General features: G+C 48.2%; 21 protein-coding genes. 12 read left to right on the top strand and 9 right to left on the bottom strand.

The features are described from left to right. The first annotated feature begins 3 nt into the window (after positions 1-3). Complete coding sequence (locus tag C0Q44_RS03570; protein ID WP_105406099.1) at positions 4-276, top strand: hypothetical protein; 273 nt, start codon at positions 4-6, stop codon at positions 274-276. A 245-nt stretch (positions 277-521) separates the two neighbouring features. On the opposite strand, the gene C0Q44_RS03565 is transcribed toward C0Q44_RS03570, so the two are convergent. From C0Q44_RS03565 to C0Q44_RS03550, 4 genes are all read right to left on the bottom strand, one after another. Beyond that, complete coding sequence (locus C0Q44_RS03565) at positions 522-1,313, bottom strand: YcnI family copper-binding membrane protein (RefSeq protein WP_258166156.1); 792 nt, start codon at positions 1,311-1,313, stop codon at positions 522-524. 400 nt (positions 1,314-1,713) lie between these two features. Then, a complete protein-coding gene (locus C0Q44_RS03560; RefSeq protein ID WP_105406098.1) occupies positions 1,714-3,438 on the bottom strand; it encodes a copper resistance CopC/CopD family protein in 1,725 nt (574 codons plus the stop codon). A 247-nt stretch (positions 3,439-3,685) separates the two neighbouring features. Further along, positions 3,686-4,342, bottom strand: a complete 657-nt coding sequence (locus tag C0Q44_RS03555; protein ID WP_105406097.1) for a response regulator — start codon at positions 4,340-4,342, stop codon at positions 3,686-3,688. A 1-nt stretch (position 4,343) separates the two neighbouring features. After that, a complete protein-coding gene (locus C0Q44_RS03550) occupies positions 4,344-5,174 on the bottom strand; it encodes a sensor histidine kinase (protein WP_105406096.1) in 831 nt (276 codons plus the stop codon). A gap of 307 nt (positions 5,175-5,481) precedes the next feature. Between C0Q44_RS03550 and C0Q44_RS30030 the strand changes: the two genes are divergently transcribed. Continuing rightward, positions 5,482-5,649, top strand: a complete 168-nt coding sequence (locus C0Q44_RS30030; RefSeq protein WP_017691019.1) for a hypothetical protein — start codon at positions 5,482-5,484, stop codon at positions 5,647-5,649. A 150-nt stretch (positions 5,650-5,799) separates the two neighbouring features. On the opposite strand, the gene C0Q44_RS03545 is transcribed toward C0Q44_RS30030, so the two are convergent. The 3 genes from C0Q44_RS03545 to C0Q44_RS03535 form a co-directional block, all read right to left on the bottom strand. Then, positions 5,800-7,623, bottom strand: a complete 1,824-nt coding sequence (locus C0Q44_RS03545; protein WP_105406095.1) for a bifunctional diguanylate cyclase/phosphohydrolase — start codon at positions 7,621-7,623, stop codon at positions 5,800-5,802. Positions 7,624-7,933: 310 nt separating this feature from the next. Next, positions 7,934-8,524, bottom strand: coding sequence for a DUF5317 domain-containing protein (locus C0Q44_RS03540; RefSeq protein WP_105406094.1), 591 nt, complete (start codon positions 8,522-8,524; stop codon positions 7,934-7,936). A gap of 257 nt (positions 8,525-8,781) precedes the next feature. Then, positions 8,782-10,221 (bottom strand): hypothetical protein, encoded by a 1,440-nt coding sequence (locus tag C0Q44_RS03535; RefSeq protein WP_105406093.1) that lies wholly within the window; start codon positions 10,219-10,221, stop codon positions 8,782-8,784. 277 nt (positions 10,222-10,498) lie between these two features. Here C0Q44_RS03535 and C0Q44_RS03530 point away from each other — a divergent pair, with 277 nt between their 5' ends. The 7 genes from C0Q44_RS03530 (at position 10,499) to C0Q44_RS30720 (ending at position 17,174) form a co-directional block, all read left to right on the top strand. Beyond that, the gene (locus tag C0Q44_RS03530; protein WP_105406092.1) at positions 10,499-11,530 is read left to right on the top strand and encodes a BMP family lipoprotein; all 1,032 of its coding nucleotides are present in this window, start codon (positions 10,499-10,501) and stop codon (positions 11,528-11,530) included. A gap of 294 nt (positions 11,531-11,824) precedes the next feature. Further along, positions 11,825-13,324 carry an ABC transporter ATP-binding protein gene (locus C0Q44_RS03525; RefSeq protein ID WP_105406091.1) on the top strand — a complete coding sequence of 500 codons (1,500 nt, stop codon included), beginning with the start codon at positions 11,825-11,827 and terminating at the stop codon, positions 13,322-13,324. Continuing rightward, on the top strand, positions 13,321-14,388 hold the full coding sequence (locus tag C0Q44_RS03520; RefSeq protein WP_105406090.1) for an ABC transporter permease: 1,068 nt from the start codon (positions 13,321-13,323) through the stop codon (positions 14,386-14,388). The genes C0Q44_RS03525 and C0Q44_RS03520 overlap by 4 nt, the downstream gene beginning before the upstream one ends. Beyond that, entirely contained in the window at positions 14,372-15,295 is a 924-nt protein-coding gene (locus tag C0Q44_RS03515) for an ABC transporter permease (protein WP_105406089.1), read from the top strand. Before C0Q44_RS03520 ends, C0Q44_RS03515 begins: the two co-directional genes overlap by 17 nt. A 49-nt stretch (positions 15,296-15,344) precedes the next feature. Then, positions 15,345-16,016 (top strand): sulfite oxidase-like oxidoreductase, encoded by a 672-nt coding sequence (locus C0Q44_RS03510; RefSeq protein WP_105406088.1) that lies wholly within the window; start codon positions 15,345-15,347, stop codon positions 16,014-16,016. Positions 16,017-16,061: 45 nt separating this feature from the next. Further along, positions 16,062-16,820 carry a nucleoside phosphorylase gene (locus C0Q44_RS03505; protein ID WP_105406087.1) on the top strand — a complete coding sequence of 253 codons (759 nt, stop codon included), beginning with the start codon at positions 16,062-16,064 and terminating at the stop codon, positions 16,818-16,820. Between the two features lie 231 nt (positions 16,821-17,051). Next, complete coding sequence (locus C0Q44_RS30720) at positions 17,052-17,174, top strand: hypothetical protein (RefSeq protein ID WP_258166155.1); 123 nt, start codon at positions 17,052-17,054, stop codon at positions 17,172-17,174. 118 nt (positions 17,175-17,292) lie between these two features. On the opposite strand, the gene C0Q44_RS03500 is transcribed toward C0Q44_RS30720, so the two are convergent. Then, on the bottom strand, positions 17,293-18,156 hold the full coding sequence (locus C0Q44_RS03500) for an IS3 family transposase (protein WP_258166104.1): 864 nt from the start codon (positions 18,154-18,156) through the stop codon (positions 17,293-17,295). Between the two features lie 11 nt (positions 18,157-18,167). Next, complete coding sequence (locus tag C0Q44_RS03495) at positions 18,168-18,485, bottom strand: transposase (RefSeq protein WP_105405525.1); 318 nt, start codon at positions 18,483-18,485, stop codon at positions 18,168-18,170. A 323-nt stretch (positions 18,486-18,808) separates the two neighbouring features. Between C0Q44_RS03495 and C0Q44_RS03490 the strand changes: the two genes are divergently transcribed. The 3 genes from C0Q44_RS03490 (at position 18,809) to C0Q44_RS31410 (ending at position 20,206) form a co-directional block, all read left to right on the top strand. After that, complete coding sequence (locus C0Q44_RS03490) at positions 18,809-18,994, top strand: hypothetical protein (RefSeq protein WP_105407585.1); 186 nt, start codon at positions 18,809-18,811, stop codon at positions 18,992-18,994. A gap of 175 nt (positions 18,995-19,169) precedes the next feature. Next, positions 19,170-19,661 carry a GNAT family N-acetyltransferase gene (locus tag C0Q44_RS03485; RefSeq protein WP_181150839.1) on the top strand — a complete coding sequence of 164 codons (492 nt, stop codon included), beginning with the start codon at positions 19,170-19,172 and terminating at the stop codon, positions 19,659-19,661. Between the two features lie 122 nt (positions 19,662-19,783). Next, a complete protein-coding gene (locus tag C0Q44_RS31410; RefSeq protein WP_105406085.1) occupies positions 19,784-20,206 on the top strand; it encodes a metal-sensitive transcriptional regulator in 423 nt (140 codons plus the stop codon). Positions 20,207-20,248: the final 42 nt, after the last annotated feature.

Raw genomic sequence — 20,248 nt, 5'->3', positions numbered from 1 at the left:
TGCGTGGGTGGACAATTGCTGGTGGAGTTGAATGATCTTCGGATTGCGGAAAAAGAGCTGACGCAACTGCTTGCCCGTCTGCAAGCCGATGAACAGGAAGCAAGAGCTTTGTACAGTCGACTTAACGACTGGAAAGGTCAATCCGCAGATCATACAAGGCAGCAGATTGAAGAGTTCTTTGCGGGTCTGTCCAGACGTATTCAATCCATCGAACAGCAGAAGAAGAGCTTGTTGCAATACATTGAGTTTATGATTCAGACGGATCAAGAACGCTAACGAGCGGGCAATGCTGTTGCCATATTGCGGATGGACATCAGCGTTAAGATGAGTGCAAACGTGGAGAAACGTCGCGCGCATGTATGTCATTGTGAGTACATATAGCCTACTGGAGCGCATAAACCACGGAGAAAAAAGGTTGAATAGTCAAAAAAAGAAGCCTATGGTACTCGGGTTTGATCCCGATGCCATAGGCTTCTTTTCTTATCTGAATTAGTATCAAGTTATCGTAAATTGCAAGAATGTTAACGTTTTTTGCGACGTGTAGCCAAAGCGATTCCCAGGAAGGACAGAATTAGAGCCAGGATGGATACGATCAATGTGGCCTGTTGAAGCTTCAGTGTACCTGGATCAGTATCCGTGTTGTTTGGCTCGCCTGTCACCGTGTCATTAAGCGCATCGCCAAGCGTGGTATCATCGTTTGCTTTGCTACCGTCGGTAGCCGCATTGTCATCCGTACCTGCTTCTGTGCCTGTTGCATCATGACCTTCGCTTGCAGTTCCAGCGCTGTGATGGTCTCCACCAGCCGCGGCATTACCGGTAGCAGCCGGGTCTTCGCTAATGGTTGTGATACTGTGCGGGTTGCTATCACTTGGTTGGCCTGTCCATTCTACGATGCTGCCATCGCTGTAATATTGGAAGGCATCCCAAGCAACTTCAGCTTCAGCCTTAGGATTCTGGGCAACAAAGTTGAACTGTTGGAACTGTCCTGCCAGAATACCTTCGTTATCTCCGTCAATTTCCCACGTGATCGATGTTACTTCATTGGAATCATTCTTCTCGGTGGTGATTTTCCAGCCTGCAAGTGGTTGATATTGTTTAAACGCCACCCCTTCAGGAACCTTCATCGTGATTTTGGTCGTAGGCAGTTCCTTCTCGGATGGAATCTTAATCGTATAGGTCTGCCAAGCGCTTGTCTGTGCAACGGATGGGCTCACGCTAACGTGAGCACTGGCGAATCCGGCGAACAACATGAGTGCCGCAGCACCTGTTGCGATAGTGGATGTGAGTTTGGAAGTCCATGATGTTTTCTTCAAAATAAATAACCCCTCTCAGTTCTTATCATATATGATGCGGCCCATTTTCTTAAATGAGTGTCTACATTCTGCAAAGGCACCTTTTCGGTTACGGATTGTTCGTTCGAACCCCGTTATTCCCGGATTTTTTTATGCAACTATATAAATTCAACTAAATTCGGTTTACACATACACTCCGATGACAGAATAACCTTCCAATCGCTGTTATCCCCAGATTTTTTTGATTCCCTTTTCTCAAAGGGGAAAATCCGGGGATAAAGGCGAAGCGTATGCTTCCGATGCAGCTTTCTTGCAGAAAGCTTTTAGCTTCGCTTCTCCAGAAGTTCCCTTCACTACATTTGCAGTTTGTAGCAACACTAATTTTAGATTGGGTCACTTTTCAATCTGAATCGTTGTGCAACTAGGGCTTGGCGGTGTCGATCTCAAACTCGGCATCCAATGCGTCCAGTGATCGGGTCAAGAGATGTACCTTGATATTCCAGCGTCCAGGCATGGAGATATAGTCTTCAGCTTTGTACACACCGGTGTCATTCTTCGGAATCGTAATCTCATAGATACCCATATCCATGTCCAGGTGTGTGAGTGACAGGGTGATCTGTTCGAGATCATCTACGATACGGCCATCTGCACGTTTGACGTCGACCTCGAATTGGTTCTCTCCTGTTACATTGGGACTCACCTGAAGGGTAATCGCCGAGCCATCCTCCGTGGTCTGCGTCTCCTGATACGGTCCAGCGACTGCGGGTTGTCCGGGAGATAAGTGAGTCAATACGGCAGACAGGGCAAGAATGACAGCACCGGTGGCAAGCTCGGCTCTCAGGCTGCCGGATAGTCTGCTACCCGTTGCTGCTCTCGCCAGTCTGGCATGACGCCAGGCGAATACAATCATCACAATCAGCAGGATGATCTTGCCGATCAGCACAAGGCCATAGGCTGTAGTGAACAGGGAGGTCAACACGGGTGCTGGCAGGATCATTAGACTGCTGTATATGCCTGTAGCGACCAGAGCGGCTACGGCCCCAATTCCCCAAGCTGTAAACCTGCGAATGGCGGTCCAGTACACTTCCCCTCGAACCTTCGAAGGCAGCTTGTCTGCCAAGGGAGGTAGACATATCGCCATAGCTGTCAATGCGCCAATCCAGAAAGCGGCACCGATCAGATGCACAAAGTCCATGGCAATGGCGAGTATACGTTGATTGGCAGCAGCTGGATGCCCCGTCAAGGCATGCGTTAACAACCAGCCAAGCACGAGCACAAGTGATCCGTATGAAGACCAGATCCGGAGATGAATGGATCGATCCCGATCGTATCCAGAGAGAATCGTGACTGCGAGCAGCAGCACAATCAGGATTTGTGCCATCCAGATCTGGCCAAAGGAGGTTAGCTTGAGCGCACTTCCGATCAGTGCCCAGCTCAGTTCGCCCAGAGTCACACCTGATTCATACCATGTATTTAGCGGCAGGCTGACCAGAGCAGCGAAGGAAGCGGCAGCATAGCTGATCCATAAGAGCTTGTAGCTTCCCGGAACGTCCATAGGTTCTCTTGTCATGGAAGTAGGGGCGATACGCAGCAACAGGAATGCGAGTGTACCCAGAATGACGGACAGCCCCAGATATTGAATCCAGTCAGTCAGAGATACGATCCATTTGAGCGGCCCGCCTGTTGAACCGGAACCGGTTGTCAGATCACTCAACCCAGCAGGCGAGCCGGAGGGCTCACCAATATGGAAAACATACGCTCCCTGGATTGGATGCCCATCCGCAGATACCGCTTTCCAGTTGACGGCATATGTTCCGTTGCTGAGTCCCGTCCGCAGGCCAGTTTCCAGAATATGAGTTCGATCCTCATCAATCTGCACAGTGCCATCGTCTGCCTGTGTGCCGTCAGGTCCGGTGATTTTGATATCATAAAAAGCCGTCTGCAAGGATTCGTTGAACTCCAGTGTCAGCCGCTCGGGAGCGGTAACAAGTTGCTCGTTCTCTCCTGGCGAAGCCTGAACAATATAAGCATGGGCAGATGCCCACTGTGGCATAACAAGGCAGCTTAACAGCAGCAGGCAGGTCATCATGGCCCAGTGCCGCTTGCCCCATTTTAGGGTAAAGCTTGTAAAAATCAAAAAAATCATCACCCTCAGGTTATAGATTTGCAGTCATTCATAGTCCTTCGAACACAACCTATATCATTATAACTTTGTCCAAAATGACCGCGTATGACTACATTGGGCTATAAAAAAACGATTTGGTCTACATAATTGTGACAAAAGCATGAATGCTATGGCTACTTGATGCCAGACGCATCCTGGTTCGTAGCTATATTTATTTCAGCATGTTGCATCATCCGATGAATATTGCTCACAGGATGATGCAACATGCTCATTTGCGAAGCTTACGGCCTGCGAGCCCGCTTTCGAGCGCATAGCGGGTGAGTTGCACCCGATTGTCGAGCTGTAGCTTCTGCAAAATGTTCTTCAGGTGATTCTTCACCGTCTGGTCGGAGATGCCCAACTGGTCGGCAATTTCACGATTCGTATATCCTGCGGATACCCATTGCAGAATCTCCAATTCACGTGCAGTTAGTGGGTTATCTTGCATATCCTCACTGCGAGGTGGGGGGAACTCCTGCAAAATCCGGTAAGCCAATTCCTTGCTGAGTGGCGCATCATCACTGACGATGGCGCGAAGGTACTCAAGCCAGGTGGAGGGAGTCAGGTTTTTGAGCAAATAGCCCTGAGCACCTTGTTTCAGTGCTTCAAATAGAAATGTCACATCATCCGAAACCGTGACCATAACGATAATGACATACGGGAAACGTAGCTTGATCTGGCGTGTGGTTTCCAGCCCATCCATGTCCGGCATCTGCACGTCCATCAGGATCAGGTCAGGCATCCATTGCCCGGTGAGCTCTAGCGCTTCATGTCCATTCGAAGCTGTACCAATTACTTCAAACAGGCTGTCCTCGGATAAAATGCTACAGATCGCTTCACGCGCATGCGCATGATCATCAACAACCAATACACGTACATGTTCCATGTTAAGCATGCTCCTTTCCAATCGTCAATCGTGTGTAGGTCGGTCTGGAATCTAAGGTAAAAGACCACCCCATCTCCGCGGCACGTTCTTTCGTAATTCGCAGTCCATACCGATCTTTCAGATGCAGAGGATCTCCACTGATTCCAATACCGTTGTCCTGAATATAGATGGACCAGTTTATGGGATTCCCCATCGCTTGAACCTGAACGTGGGTAGCTTGTGCATGTTTGCGTGCATTCAGCAGACCCTCCCGGATACAGGCCAGCAGCTCCACTTGCTCTTTGGCCGAGAACGATACACCGCTCAGGTCCCAATGTATCTGGGCGTCAGGTACCGTTTCCTTCACGAGGAATTCGACCTGCGCATGCAACGAGATGCTCTCGGGTGCCGCAGTGGAAGAAGGAACAAAACGTAGCTGGGCAATGGCTTGCCTCACATATGTATTGACTTCATGCACGGTTTTCTGAATGTCCTGGATCTCACTCTCATGCCCGGTTCCTGCCAGACTACGGCTCGTTTTATCCGTCTTCACCGACAGAAGAAAAAGGGACTGGGATATCCCGTCGTGAAGCTCCCGTGCCAATTGATCACGCGCTTCAAGCGTCGCTTTGGCAGCGCGCTCCTGTTCCAGAGCGGCTCTGGCGCCTTCAAGCATGTGGAACAATCGGCTGAGCAGTGTCACACTTACGAGGTAAACGATGACAGGAGTTAACCAGTTACCTGCATCCATCGAAAGATACGGCATCAGGAACTGATGGCGAATGTATTCCCAGAGGCCTACCGTGAATGTGGGAATCAGCAGAATCATCCATTTGATTTGTTTGTATGACATGAATGCAGCACTCCTTTGGTCTGGAATTGAAGCGTAATGATGCACTTTATTCAAGAAGGGATGGCACCATTATAACGCAAGCTTGTCCAAGACCCTAGTCTGTACATTTGGAGGAACCTGGGGAGGATCAGAGAGTATTTAGAAGGATATCTAAGAACACCAAGGGGTGAAATGTTGTCATGCTAGGTGAGGGTTGGTGTGTACAGCTGAGGAAGGCTGAGTCCATTTTCCCTATCGGGGAAGGTCCTCTATACTTAATAAAGAACGTAAATTCATTACAAAACATGTTAAGGAGTGACGCAACAACATGAGTCAAGAAGTATTGGAACGTCGCAGTGAATTGCTCAAAAAGAACATTCATCAGATGCTTGTTCAAGACAATCAGCACGGTATCAGTCGCCAAGACAACATGTTTTTGCAGCAGATGATTAAAGAGCTGCATCAGACTTCACATGAACTGAATACCAAATCTTAATGTAGAATCCGCACAAGAATGAAGTTGTCTGGTGTACGATTCATTCCATGAAAATGAAAATGGCGCTATCCCTGATCAGACCGGGGATAGCGCTTTGACTTTTCAGGGGCAAAAAAGTATGAATCCCTTCTTATATACAGTCTACAACCATTACTGCTTCGCAGTACGTTTCTCAATATATCGGATGAACAACTCGGCAAGATCCGGGTCGAACTGTGAACCCGAACACGCCCGCAGCTCTCGAATGGCTTCCTCCACGTTCTTCGTCTCCTGATACGGCCGCTCGGTCGTCATGGCATCAAAAGAATCAATTACGGTCAGCATCCGGCACAGCCGGGGGATTTCTTGCCCCTTCAGACCATACGGATAGCCCTTGCCATCGTAGCGCTCGTGATGCAACTCAATATACGGAATCAGATCATCGAAGCGATCATTTGTGATCACCATCTTTTTGCCCCAAATGACATGCCCTTTAATCGTTTCCCATTCATCGCAGGTGAGTTTTTCCTTCTTGTTGAGAATGGACCATGGGATCTCCAGTTTGCCAATGTCATGAATGAGTGCCCCCAGTACAAAACGCCGCTTCTCCGCATTGTCCAGTGCGAGAATTTCGCTAATATCCAGCGCATATTTGTAGACCCGTTTGGAATGTTTGAACGTATCCATATCCTTGTACCTGAACAGGTTGAGCTGCTGCTCGATATCGCGGACATCCTGCACTAGATCAATCTCGTGTTCCATGCCATCATTGCTGCCGTGGCGGTGAACATTGTTTTTGCCTTGCTTTTTGGCATAATAGAGTGCTTTATCGGCCTGATCCACGAGCTGGGATTTGTTATACATATCCACCTGATAGGGGGCGACACCTCCAGAGAAGGAGAGACAACCATGCGGAAACACTTCGACACCTTCAAACGGCGTGTCGTTCAGTTGTTTGCGCAGCTTGTTCATGAATCTGTAGGATTCGTCCAGATCCATGCCTGGCATGAGTAAGGTGAACTCTTCTCCTCCATAACGAAAGGCTGTAATAGGTGTGCCTTCCGTCTTCCGCATCAGAAAATCTCCAAGCAGGGCCAGCAGACTGTCACCCTGAAGGTGACCGAATCGGTCGTTATATTTTTTGAAATCATCAATATCAATAAGTCCCAGAGAGAGAAGGGTTCCTTGTGTACGGGCAGCAGCTAGTTCGATTTCCAGCATGCTTTCGAAATAGCTATGGTTGAACAGACCTGTACGTTGATCCGTATTCGCCTTTTCTTCAATCTTCTGATACATGACAAACAACTGTCTGAATGCATGGGAGAGCAGGATGCTAAGGCTCAGATATAAAATCAGGCCCAGCACGCCGTTGTGCACAATGAGAATGGTCAGGACAAGTGCCAGAATTAGTGTGCATAGATAAACTAGCAGGGATTCGGTAACGAATGCCCGTTTCATCTGCTGTAATGCATCCTTCGTTGAGAAGTGAAAGAACAAGCCGAGCGTAATCGTGTTAATAATGAAATAGGCTGCGAGCGCTGCGAAATAAGGAAGCAGATTATACCCATCCAACGTTCCCGACCGACCGCCGGTCCATTCGAATACAGCAGCAGCCCCGGTAATCATGAGACTATAGATGCTGAAATTAACCACATGCTTCCACCAGGTAAGCTTGCGTTCTTTGATTAACAGGATGATGGAGACGGGGAGTAGCACGGATAGACTGAAAGCTCCACCAAACATGAATACACAGGCCAGATAAACGGACGAATCCATCGATTGCTGATTGCCTTTGGGCGGGATTTGGAACGTGAAATAGTCTAGAATCAAAGCGGCTCCCAGCATGGTATAGACCATGACCCAATCCGCCGTGGACAGGTGCAGGTAAGACCACTTGTTCATGTACAGAAAAACACCGATACCGGTGCAACTAAGCAAAATAACATACATACTGCTTCGATTGGCCTTGTGGATAAGGTTACGAATAAAGGTCATAGAGAATCTCCTGCTTGGGTTTAGTCTACTCTTGATGTGTATAATTAGTGTGATTGTATAGATGTATACTATATGGATATATAACATACCAAGTTGTCTCCCAAAAATCCAGAAAGAAAAAACAGGCCGTGGGCAGCCTGTTTGTCTTGGTTGGCGGTGTGAATACTAGCCACCCAGCTTGTATCCCGAAGTTAAAGCCACAACGACAGAAGCCACGATGATTGCGTTGATAACAATGCGGGAATATTGGATACCTTCAAATTTTTTCATGGAGAAGACCTCCCTTCCTTGGAGTCTGTACCGATCCTCGTCAAGCCTGTTGGGTTTCGGCAGATTTCACAGCCTTTTTGTCCCGATTCACCATCATGTACTGGATAAACAGGAATATGCCGACGTTCATGACCACATCACCGATGCTAATGACCTGAGTCCGGGGATACGGACTGGACAGCGGGATGATGTCACCGAGAAAAGGAAGGTGTGTAGACGCATCCATCATGAAATGCTTCGATACGGCGCCGCCCTCCCGAAGCATATCCACATAATACGGGCCCAATACGGCAGAAGCTTCCACCGACACGGGCATGCGTCCACCGTTTACGACCATCACGGCAAAATTGAGAAATACACCAATCCAGATGAGCATGAAACCTCGGTGGTGCCTGTTGAGCCATATAAATGCGAGCCCTGTAATGTACACAGCAGCGAAGAGATATCCATTTATGGAAGCCACCCAATCCAATCGTTCCTGCAGATAGAAAATAAAGAACTGGATGAGCAACAATAAAGGAAAAATCCAGCCGCCTCGTAGCTTGAGTGCTGCAAACTGGTGTAGTCCATGTCGGACTCCTCCTCGAAATAGCCCAACAATTAAGCCAAGCAGAATACCGTCGTATACCATGAGTAACTCCTGTTCGTGCGGAGATATGCAAGTTGATTGCGTGTTTGTGTACATAAAGACATTCGACCTAATATTGGTAAATCCTGCATGAAAAAAATGATTTTGTAGAAGATTCCTGCTAAATGATAAACAAAAAACCGTCTTTACGAACCAATGGGTCGAAACCCAAGTAAGATTCGGTAAAGACGGCTGTTTAAGTTGCCATAATATGAGCTTTATTTAAATAGAAATATGAGGTCATTGTGTATTCGGAACGTTTATTCAGATCCGCCGTTCAGATAATTGAAAAAAGGCTGATCTACCCAGAAATCATACGTGGTAATGTTCGCATCTGGAGCCAGTTTCAGGAATCCTTCCCGAATAGCTTTGGCATTCTCTTTCAGAGAGAAGGACTGAGCGTAGTAATTGCCAAGCGCAATCTTATTATTGGAAATGACCGGATAGTTGGCCAAAGCTGTTGGTGAATAATACAGCGGCTGCCACCAGGAGCTGAGAATCAGCGGAGATGTGCTATCACTGTTCTTTTTGGCATATTTCAGGACAATATCATTGAAGCGAACTTTGTCTGCCACATTGTTGAACTCAAACTGAATGTCATATTCCTTCGCAGAGGCAATATAGTTGCCATTCTCGATCTGTGTCACTTTATAGTCCGATGTTTCCTTCGGCTCGCCCCACTCTTTCAGATATATAAAGGCGGATGTTTTCGGCTGGAATTGCACATCGGCATCGATACCTTCGCTGCGAAGCAATCCAACCAATTGTACGGCATGTTGGATGTTATCATGGCCGTAAGTAAGTGTCAGCTCATCGATAAAGTTGGAATCAAAGCGGCTATCTTTCAAGTTATAACCTGTTACGAGATCATCTCGAAGGGCTTGATCCACAATCTTTCTCAATTCAGGTGATTCGATCAGATCTGCTGTGCGATATGCAGCATACAGTTTGGAAAAGATGTCTGCATCGCCGGAACGTCCAATCTCATGTTTGTATTTTCCTTGGCTGACCAGAATTCGTCCGAGCAACGTGTCTGCGAAATCCTTGCTTGCTACGCCGCCCTTCAGGAGAGCAGGGTACAGGTTTTCGGGAATCAGTCCTGTGTCGATCGCTGCAGCCAGTTCTTGTGCGGCTTGTCCTTGAACACGGTTCTTGTTAATGCCAACTTTGGCAAGCGCTTTGGCTGTTTTCTCTACGGGATAGGTGTAGGCGAGTTCCTTAAATCCGGCTGCCTTCACCGCGATGAAGACGGCTGCATAAGTGCTCAGTTGATCTTTGGCGTGTACTTCTGTACCCGTTAGGACACCATTATTATATAAGGATACGGCAGCATCATAAGCAGAATCACCAGACTTCAGATCAGTAAAGGAAGGTGTCTTGGTTGCACTGTCGCTTGCTTTATCTGTAACAGATGCTGGAGCTGCTTCGGTGATAGAGGCAATCGCTTGAATGAAATCACCTTTGGTGATCTGTTGCGGCAACTGAATGTTGTATTTCGCTTGCATAAATTGAGCAAAATCCGCTGCGCTTTCTGTGTAAGCAATGGGAGCTTTAGCTGCCGGTCCTTTGACACTCTGTGAGGTGATGGGTCCAACCGGAGTTGCAGATGCTGCTGAAGCAGAGGTAGGCAGGCTTAGACTGCCGAGTGTTACCGGTGCGGCGAGCAGGGCCGCGAGTGTGATCTGGGTGATTTTTTTCAAATGAATAGCCTCCTTAAAATGGGTTGGAAAATGATGAGTATTTCGTTGAAATTCTGACAAATCCTATATGAATAGAATAATTGGATTGACTTTAGCACGGAGAAGCAATCCATGTCAATGGAAAATGAGCTTGCTACAGAGCGCTCTCCAGAGCTTCTTCGCATGCAAATCCCTAAATGTATTCCAATTGAGTGTATACGCTCAAAGATTTATTGACAAGGATCGACACTATCCGCTAGGATAAGAAAAAAGAATGTTGAAAAGGGGTATTTTCAAAATGAAAAGAGGTTTATCGTTCGTCTTATCGATCATTATGTTGGCTATTTTGTTGGCAGCTTGTGGAACTTCGGCTTCCAAAGACGAACAATCCGCCCAAGGCAGCGATTCGGAGAAATCCCTTCGGATGGCGCTCGTACTTCCCGAAAAAATAGGGGTTAACCCTTTCTTTGTACAGATGGATGAAGGCTTCAAAAAAGCAGGCGAAGAATTCAAAGTAGATACCAAGACAATTGAATCGACAGACCCGGCAGCATTTGAACAAAATCTGCGTGCTGCGGTTGCCGAGAATTATGATCTGATTATTACAGCTACATTCCAGGCAGAAGATGCATTGAAGAAAGTCGCTGCAGAGAATCCGGACAAATCCTTTGCGATTGTAGATACTACAGTTGATCTGCCTAACGTTCGTAGCGTTGGTTTCCGTGAATATGAAGGGGCGTACCTGCTAGGTGCCGCTGCCGGATTGTCCACCAAGACTGACAAAGTCGGCATGATCGCAGCAATGGATGTACCATTAATTAAGAAATATACGGAAGGTTTCAAAGAGGGTCTGGCATCTGTGAATCCAGATGCAGAATTCCTGGTGAACTATGTGGGTGGATTCAATGACCCGGCCAAAGCCAAAGAATTGGCACTGGTACAATTCGGCAAAGGCGCTGATTTCATCGCTGGCGCTTCCGCTGTAGGGGATCTCGGCGTGTTCGAAGCAGCCAAAGAAAAAGGCTTCTACACTTCCGGTCAGGATACAGACCGTACCGTTGAAGACCCGGAACATATCGTATTGTCTCAATTGAAGTCAACCGATACGGTTGCTTATGAAACGGTGAAAGATTTCGTAGAAGGCAACTTCAAAGCAGGCGCAGTAAACTACGGCTTGAAAGAAGACGGTGTAGGCCTGACTTACGTTACGCGTGATAGCGAGTCTCCGCTGAATGCTTTTGTTGGACAAGAAGTGATCGACAAGGTTAAAGCAATCAAGGATGATATCGTATCTGGCAAAATCGTTGTTAAAGATCCACTGCAACAATAGTTTCGTTTGCTCTATATAATAGAGTGAGTTGATGGAGTTGATCAGCCGGCTGCCCGATCAGGCAGCCGGTTTTGCTGCTATTAAATGACCAGTACATGTTCAACTTATCGTTTACACGTTAACGAAGAGGACAGAAATAACCTGAAGAAGCAAAGCGTTCGCCTTTATCCCCGGATTTTCCCCTTGATAAAAGGAATCAAAAAATCTGGGGGTAACAGCGATCGGAAGGTTGTTCTGTCATCGTAGTGGCGAGTGTAACCTTTTAAGTTGAACTGAGAGGAGCGAACACGAGATATGCTGTTGGAGATGGAGCAGATTACGAAGAAGTACGGCAGCTTCACCGCTAACCGGGACATCCGTTTTAATTTGCGTGAGGGAGAGATCCATGCCCTGGTAGGTGAGAATGGAGCCGGTAAAACAACCCTGATGCGTATGCTGTACGGTATGGAGCAACCCACGTCAGGCACAATTAAAGTCCGTGGACGCGAGGTGAGCTTTGCGACGCCGTCCCAAGCTATGGCAAACGGCATCGGTATGGTGCACCAGCATTTCATGTTGTTTCCTTCCTTTACGGTAGCGGAGAACATCGTGATTGGGCGCGAACCCGCAGCAGCAGGTGTATTTGACCGAAAAAAGGCTGCCGCTCAGGTGAATGAGTTGGGAATACAATACGGCATGCCGGTTGACCCGTGGAAAAAAGTGTCCGAGTGTCCGCTTGGCATGCAGCAGCGTGTTGAAATTCTCAAAGTGCTGCATCAGGGTGCAGATATCATTATATTGGACGAACCTTCGGCGGTGCTGACACCGCTGGAAGTGAAGGAACTGCTGGCGAACATGAAATCCCTGGCCAAGCTGGGCAAAACGTTCGTACTCATCACACACAAGCTGCAAGAAGTCATGGATGTAGCAGACCGGATCACGGTGCTTCGTGATGGTCAGGTGACTGGCACGCTTGAAGCGAAAGATACACATGTGGAAGAACTGTCGCGTCTGATGGTTGGTCGTGAGCTTGTGCGTATGGACAAGCGGCCATCCGTTCCAGCAGAACCTGTGCTTCAGGTGGAAGCGGTCAATCTGTCAGGTGCCAAGGATCGGTCGGCACTCCAAGATATTCATATGGAAGTTCGAAAAGGTGAGGTTGTTGGCATAGCGGGCATCTCCGGCAACGGTCAGTCTGAACTGATTCAGGTTATTGCCGGACTGCGTAAGGCAGACAGCGGCCGTGTCTTGCTCTCCGGGCATGATACGACGAACTGGCCTGTACGGCGCATTCGGGAGCATGGACTCGCTCATATCCCGGAGGATCGTTACATGTGGGGAGCGGCCAAGGATGCAAGTGTCCGTGAGAACGGATTAATGGGACACCATCATCGTCTGCAATCACGAGGCATCATCAAAGCAAAGGCAGCACGAACCATGGTGGAGAGCTGGATTAAGCAGTTTAGCATCAAGACGGGTTCTGCTGAAACGAAGGCGCAATTTCTGTCCGGGGGTAATCTGCAGAAGCTGATTGCTGCCCGTGAATTTGCACAGGATACGCCATTTCTGATTGCAGCTGAACCGACACGGGGCGTAGATATTGGAGCGATGGAGACGATCCATGCCGAATTGTTACGCAAACGCAGTGAGGGTGCGGGCATTCTGCTCATATCATCCGAATTGTCCGAGATTTTGCAATTATCGGATCGGATTATTGTCATGTATGAAGGTGAAATTGCTGGTGAACTGAGAGCAGAAGAAGCGACAGAAGAACAGATCAGCTTGTTAATGGCAGGAGGGAAAGAGCGGGTATGAATCGGGTAAAAGAAACACTTCGCGGACTCGTGCAGCCGCTGCTTGCCGTATTCATCGGCCTGATTGCAGGGGCTGTAGCGATTATGATCGTTGGCGGCAATGTCGTGGATACGTATGCGGAGATGTGGAAAGGGGCCTTCGGCAACTTCTACTTCTTCACGAATACACTGGCTCGTTCCACACCAATCATTCTGGCCGGGCTTGGGGTAGCGCTGGCATTCCGTGCTGGATTCTTCAATATGGGAGCCGAAGGTCAGATGATTCTCGGCGGGCTCAGTGCTGCGCTCACGGCGCTCTATCTGCCAGGCCCAGGCTGGTTCGTGTGTATTGCTGCGATTGTTGCCGGTATTGTTGCTGGGGGAATCTGGTCCCTGTTTGCAGGCTGGCTGGATGCACGCTTTGGCATGAATCTGTTAATTACAACCTTGTTGTTGAACTATATTGCTATTTATTTTGGAGGCTACATGGTCTCCTATCCATTCAAGGATCGTACCGGATCTGCAGCGATGGCCCAGACCCCGATGATTGATCAGAGTGTCTGGTTACCGAAGTTGTTCCAGGGCATGGGGCTGCATGCCGGCTTCATTATTGCCATTGTAGCGGCTATTCTGATCTACTGGTTCACTCACAAGACGGTAACCGGTTACGAGATCCGCATGCTCGGCAGCAACCCGTCCTTTGCAACCTACGGCGGCGTTCGCCGGATTCGTATGATGATGCTGTCCATGGTGATCAGTGGCGGACTTGCGGGGCTCGCGGGTGCCGGGGAGGTACTCGGAACACAGTATCGTTTCCTTGATGGTTCGTTGTCATCGGCAAGTTATGCATGGAGCGGTATTATGGCAACACTGCTTGCCCGCTCGCATCCGCTCGGTACAGCTGTGGCAGCAATCTTGCTGGCAGCGTTACAGACGGGTGCCATGGGGATGGAGCGGAATACGGATGTGCCGCTGGAAGTCGGCAGTGTCATCCAGGCCGTATTGACGTTATTTGTATCAGCTCAGATCGGGTATTCATTCCTGAAGCGGAGAAAGGAGAAAAAGTCCAATGCAACAACTGTTTGATGCAGCCATGTTTGGCTCTACTCTGCGGATTATGACTCCAATCCTGCTTGCAGCGCTCGGTGGGGCTTTATGTTCCCGTGTCGGTCTGTTCAACGTGGGTCTTGAAGGACTTGTTCTGATTGGTGCGTTCTCCGCTATTGTCGGCAACTATCTGTTTGGCAATGTGCTCTTGGCTGTACTGTTCTCCATTATTATCGTGATGTTATTCTCGGCACTATTTGCCTTTATCAGTATTAATCTGAAGGCCAACGCCATCGTGGTCGGGATCTCACTGAATTTTCTGGCTGCGGGGGTGACCACCTTTGCACTTCGTGCGATATTTAATGTAAAAGGTGCATACTACGACAAAGATATGGTTGGACTTCCCAAGTGGGATATCCCGCTGATTAAGGACATTCCGTGGGTGGGCGAGGTACTCTCGGGTCATAGCCCGCTGGTCTATCTCGGTATTGTGCTTGTAATTGCCTTACAATTCTATCTATTCAAAAGTGTACCTGGCTTCCGTCTGCGCTCTGTAGGCGAGAGTCCAATTGCAGCGCAGAGCATCGGCATCAAGGTGCGTGGCATCCAGTACGGTGCGGTTCTGATGTGCGGTGTGTTGTGTGCTCTGGCGGGTGCGCAGCTGTCGCTTGGTCAGGTGACCATGTTTACCGAAGGCATGACGGCTGGTCGTGGTTTCATTGCATTGGTAGCAACCATGCTGGGACAAGCCAATCCACTTGGCGTCATGGGGTCCAGTGTGCTCTTTGGCTTCATGGAAGCCTTGAGTATTCGTTTGCAGGGATTCTCCCTGCCAACCCATTTCACGTTAATGCTGCCGTATATTGTAACGCTGGTTGCGATGTTCTTTTTCAAAGACCGCACCTATGCACAGGATGCACTGAAAGCGGGCGGAAGCTCGCGTTAATTCCTACGAATGCCTATGCTAGAGGCAGCAAAAGAAGGAGGAGTCCCACTTGCATAACAAGGCTGAACGTTTGAAAAAGGGAAAAACACCGGCACCCAAAGCAGGCAACGATCACGGAGATCGCCTGCCGCCGGGACAGATGTTAACGGAGAAATTCCCGATTCTACATGAAGGGGAAGTGCCGGAATATGACCTGTCCACCTGGGATCTGAAGGTCTACGGCGAAGTGGAAGAAGAGAAAGTATTCTCCTTGGCTGAGCTTCAGGCCATGCCACAGGTCAATACGGTGAGTGATATTCACTGTGTTACTCGCTGGTCGAAATTCGATACACCGTGGGAAGGTATTCGTTTCTCCGATTTTGTGAAACTTCTCGGGGTCAAACCGGAAGCAAAATACGTCATGATCCATGCGGATCATGATTATGAAACGAATGTACCACTCGAAGAATTGATGCATGATGATGTACTGCTTGCATTCAAATACAACGGTGAGCCACTAACGCCCAAGCATGGTTTTCCGCTGCGTATGGTCGTGCCACAACTATACTTCTGGAAGAGTGCGAAGTGGATACGGGGTCTGGAGTTTATGACAGAAGACCGGAACGGATTCTGGGAAGTGAATGGTTTCCACCATTTTGCTGATCCGTTCAAGGAACAACGCTTCTCGGGTGAAGATCTGCCGATTCCGGAAGACGAGTGGACGAAGAAGGAGTTTGATTGACAGGGATTTGCCGATCGGTAGTCTGAGTATAAGGAGTAGATAACGATGTTGATGCCTATTTTGCAAATTCATTCAGAAGATATGCCTGCATATGCCATTGTCTGTGGAGACCCGGCACGTGCCGAGAAGATTTCACGCAAGCTGGAGCAGGTGAAAGAGCTGGCGTTCAGCCGGGAGTATCGCACGTTTGTTGGATTGTACGAAGGCGTGGAAATGGCTGTAGTCAGCCATGGTGTAGGTTCACCAGGGGCAGCCGTCTGCTTCGAGGAATTGATTCGGGCGGGTGTAACAACCCTGATTCGTGTAGGTACAGCGGGATCATATATAGCCGATTATCCGGCAGGTAGTGTGATTGTGAGTACAGCAGCCGTTCGTACGGACGGGTTGACTCGCCAACTGGTACCGGATGGTTTCCCGGCGGTAGCAGACATTGGGGTGACGCAAGCGCTGATCGAAGCTGCTCGTGAGCAAGGGAGCGCGGATGCTGCATCATTTGCGGGCAAAGTGGGTGTGGGTATCACCGTAACGCTGGATGCATTCTTTGCAGGCGTAGAAGAGATTCCTCACCGCAAATACAAGCAGGCTGGAGCACTTGGGGCCGAGATGGAAATTGCAGCGCTCTACATCGTCAGCACCTTGCGTGGGGTTCGGGCCGGAGCCATTGTCGCAATCGATGGATTCGCAGACAGCGATCTGGCTGCCGAGTATGATCCGCATACGGATGCGGTTGGACAAGCGGTGGAGCATGAGATTAATGCGGCGCTACTTGCGCTAGCCACGCTTGCTCGCCAGGATCAGGCGTAGCTGGGAAGAGTGCTGGGATGCTTATTCTTAGCCAGATGTGTGATTAAGCCTAATGTAGAATACTACGTATATTCAGTTATTATGCTGGGCTGATTAGTGAACAAGTGATATGATATCCACCTGGAGTGGACAATATAATAGGGCGTCCCTAAAGTCATATATATGGCCTAAGGGACGTTTCTTTTTTTACTGTATAAATGATGGTCAGAACTTTCGGTGGATGGTGGAAGTGTGGAAGTGTATAAACGGATTATCGTGCAGATCGATTACTGGGGAACTATAAATGAAAATGAAGAGAGCAATCTGGGTGAGGAACTCTCGGAACCTGTAAGCTTCAGCATCGACCACAAGTGACGGCAACACTATCCGTTTTTCTAACGAACTCAGCACGTCTTATTCGTGGCAAAATCGCAACCGTAGGAATCTAACGAATCGTAGAGACGCTATGGACCTCTGTCAAGAAAGTAGACACTTACGCTACGGATTTTCCGGTAAATTGCATTGCAAAACGGGCAGGGGAAAGGTGCCCCAGTGCACCATGCATTCGCTTGCGGTTGTAATAAAACTCAATGTATTGGTAGATGGCCGTGTAGGCCTCTTCCGGTGTTTTAAAGCGTGGATTACAGTAAATGAGTTCTTTCTTCAAAATGCTGTGCCATGACTCGATACACGCGTTATCGTAACAGTTTCCCCGACGACTCATGCTCGATTCCATACCGTAGGCACTTAATTGCTCGACGTACTCTTTGGAGGTGTATTGGGAGCCGCGATCCGAGTGATGGAGCAAACCCGGACCAGGTCGTTTGGCTGTGTAAGCAGCCTTTAAAGCATCCAGCACCAAGCTAGTTTCCATATGGTTCGACAAACGCCAACCCACAATTTCACGCGTGCACAAATCCAGGACACTGGCGAGATACATGCGTCCTCCTCGGCACGGGATGTATGTGATATCTGTAACCCAGACCGTGTTCGGTTTGAGCGTTTTAAACTGTTGATTCAGCGTGTTGGGTGCGACCGGATGGTTATGCTTGGAGTCCGTGGTTTGGACACGATATATGCGGCTAACGACGGAGCGGAGCTTCATTTGGCGCATGTACACACTTACCGTACGTTCGGTGATCTTAAACCCCTCCAGATGAAGCAAGCGGGTGATTTTTGGGCTACCATAACGCTTGTTGTGGTCGGCAAAATGGTACTGAATTCGCTTCATGATCTGGGATTTCCGAAGCTGCTGCTTGCTTGTCTTGTTCATCCGCCATTTGTAGTACCCGCTCCGTGAGACCTGCAGGGTTTCGCACATCTTCTCCAAGTGGAACTCGGAGCGATGATTCTCCACGAACTGGAATCTCAGTTCTTTGGTTTGCTGAAGATGTGCACCGCTTTTTTTACAATAGCCAGTTCCTCTTCCGTATCGGCAAGTCGATGTTCTTTCTCTTGAAGCATGCGACGCATCTCTTTCAGCTCTGCTTCGAGTTCCTTCACTCGCTCCATACTGGCAGCCGGTTCGTTTTTGAGCTCACGATATTGGCTCATCCATTGATGTAACGTACTTTTCGGGATGTTAAGCTCTTCCGCAAGATCACTAAGTGTCTTCGTTTGTTCTTGAATAAACTTGACCGTTTGCTTTTTGAATTCTTCATTGTATCGTTGCCGTTGTTCTCCCATGTGGACACACCTCCGTTAGTCTTATTATCCTTCTGTCCGTTAATGGGTGTCCACTTTTTATTCTAGCTCCACTAATGTCCCATTCTGTGCTCATTTTTGAGCACTTCTCATCCATTGACGTGAAATAAGGTGTCTGAGATTCGTTACATTTTCATTCAGGCTAGAAATGACCATATAAGGTGTGCTGAGTTCGTTAGCCTTGTTTGGTAGATCATTCTTTTAAGCCGTGTCCCTCGCGGAGAATGATAATGCAGAAAATGGACACTTTATATAAAGGAACATCAAGTCATATTGATATGAATACGCAAAGGGAGGATTCTACGATGACACAGAACAATCAACCTCAAGACGAGGCGGAAATTCGCAACAAGCTGGATGAAGACGGGGATTCCTTGATGGAGAAAAAGAAAATTCTAAGCGGAGTAGACATTGAGCCGCAGGCGGACGAGTGGGCAGCGAAGCCATCACCTGTTGCTTTTAATGAAGGAAATATAACTTCGAAGAAATAAAGAAATAAAGAAAATAGAATAATGTGAAATGAAGAAAGAACAATAATTAAGACAATTAAGTCGTAGCAAATTAGGTTTGTGGTAGGGAAATGAGATTTTACGAGGCAGGTACCTGATGGTATCTGTCTTTTCGTTGTATAATAATGTGAATTATATAGATGAAAGAGTGATGAGTATGAGTACGAAGGGTACGGTTAGCATCCGAAAGGCAGAAGTGAAGGATTACCAGGGTGTGTCATTTTTAATGGATGAGCTGCAACAGATGCATGTGGAGGCGCGGCCGGATATCTATAGAATGTTACAGCCAAGGATGGAGGAGAAGGAGTTCGGCGAATTGTTGAATACGGATAAGCGTTACCTGTATGTTGCTGAGTTTTCCGAAACCGGTGTGATCCTGGGTTATGGGAGTGCAGAGTTAAGTATCATTCAGGATGTTGATCTGTTGGTTAATCGTAACATGCTGTATATCCATGAGTTGGTTATTAACAGCCAATATCGCGGGCAAGGGACAGGCAAGCAGTTAATCCACGCATTCATCGAGCTGGGGCGATCGCTTCAGGCGCACAGTGTCGAGTTATCGGTGTCCACTTTTAACGCTGGTGCACAGACCTTCTATGAACAGATGGGACTAGCCGTGCGTAGTAGCAGGATGGAGTATATGTTGTAAATGTGTCGTTCCATAAAATAGGAGTGAATCTTTCTATTTTTAACAAAATGTCAGAACACTCTTGAATACCCCCATGGGGTATGTTACACTTAGAAAAGAACGAAAGAAAAGGGGTGTTCATGATGGATCATCAGAGCCATCCCAAGGAACCTTTGTTAACCAGTGTATCGGACTCCGCGCAAGATCCTGTCCCAGATTCTGCGCAAGACTCGGGTGCGGATCAGCAAGCAAATTCGTGTCATACTGTGGGTACTGACGGTAAACATGTGCGCAAGAGTCACCATTCACAGGAGATGAAGGGCAACCTGGTTTCCCGTTTGAACCGTGTGGAAGGTCAGATTCGTGGAATTAAAGGGCTTATTGAGAAGGATACGTATTGTGACGATGTGCTGACCCAGATTGCGGCCGCTCAGTCTGCTCTTAATTCGGTAGGCAAGCTTCTGCTTGAAGGCCATATGAAGAGCTGTATCGTTGAGCGCATTCAGGCTGGTGAACATGAGGTTGTAGATGAACTGCTGGTTACGATGCGGAAGTTAATGAAATAAGTTAAACCTTATCATGCGAATGGTAAATCAATATGCCAAATT

Source organism: Paenibacillus sp. PCH8, assembly GCF_002968835.1.
Lineage (GTDB): Bacteria > Bacillota > Bacilli > Paenibacillales > Paenibacillaceae > Paenibacillus.
This window is presented reverse-complemented; position numbering and strand designations above follow the sequence as displayed.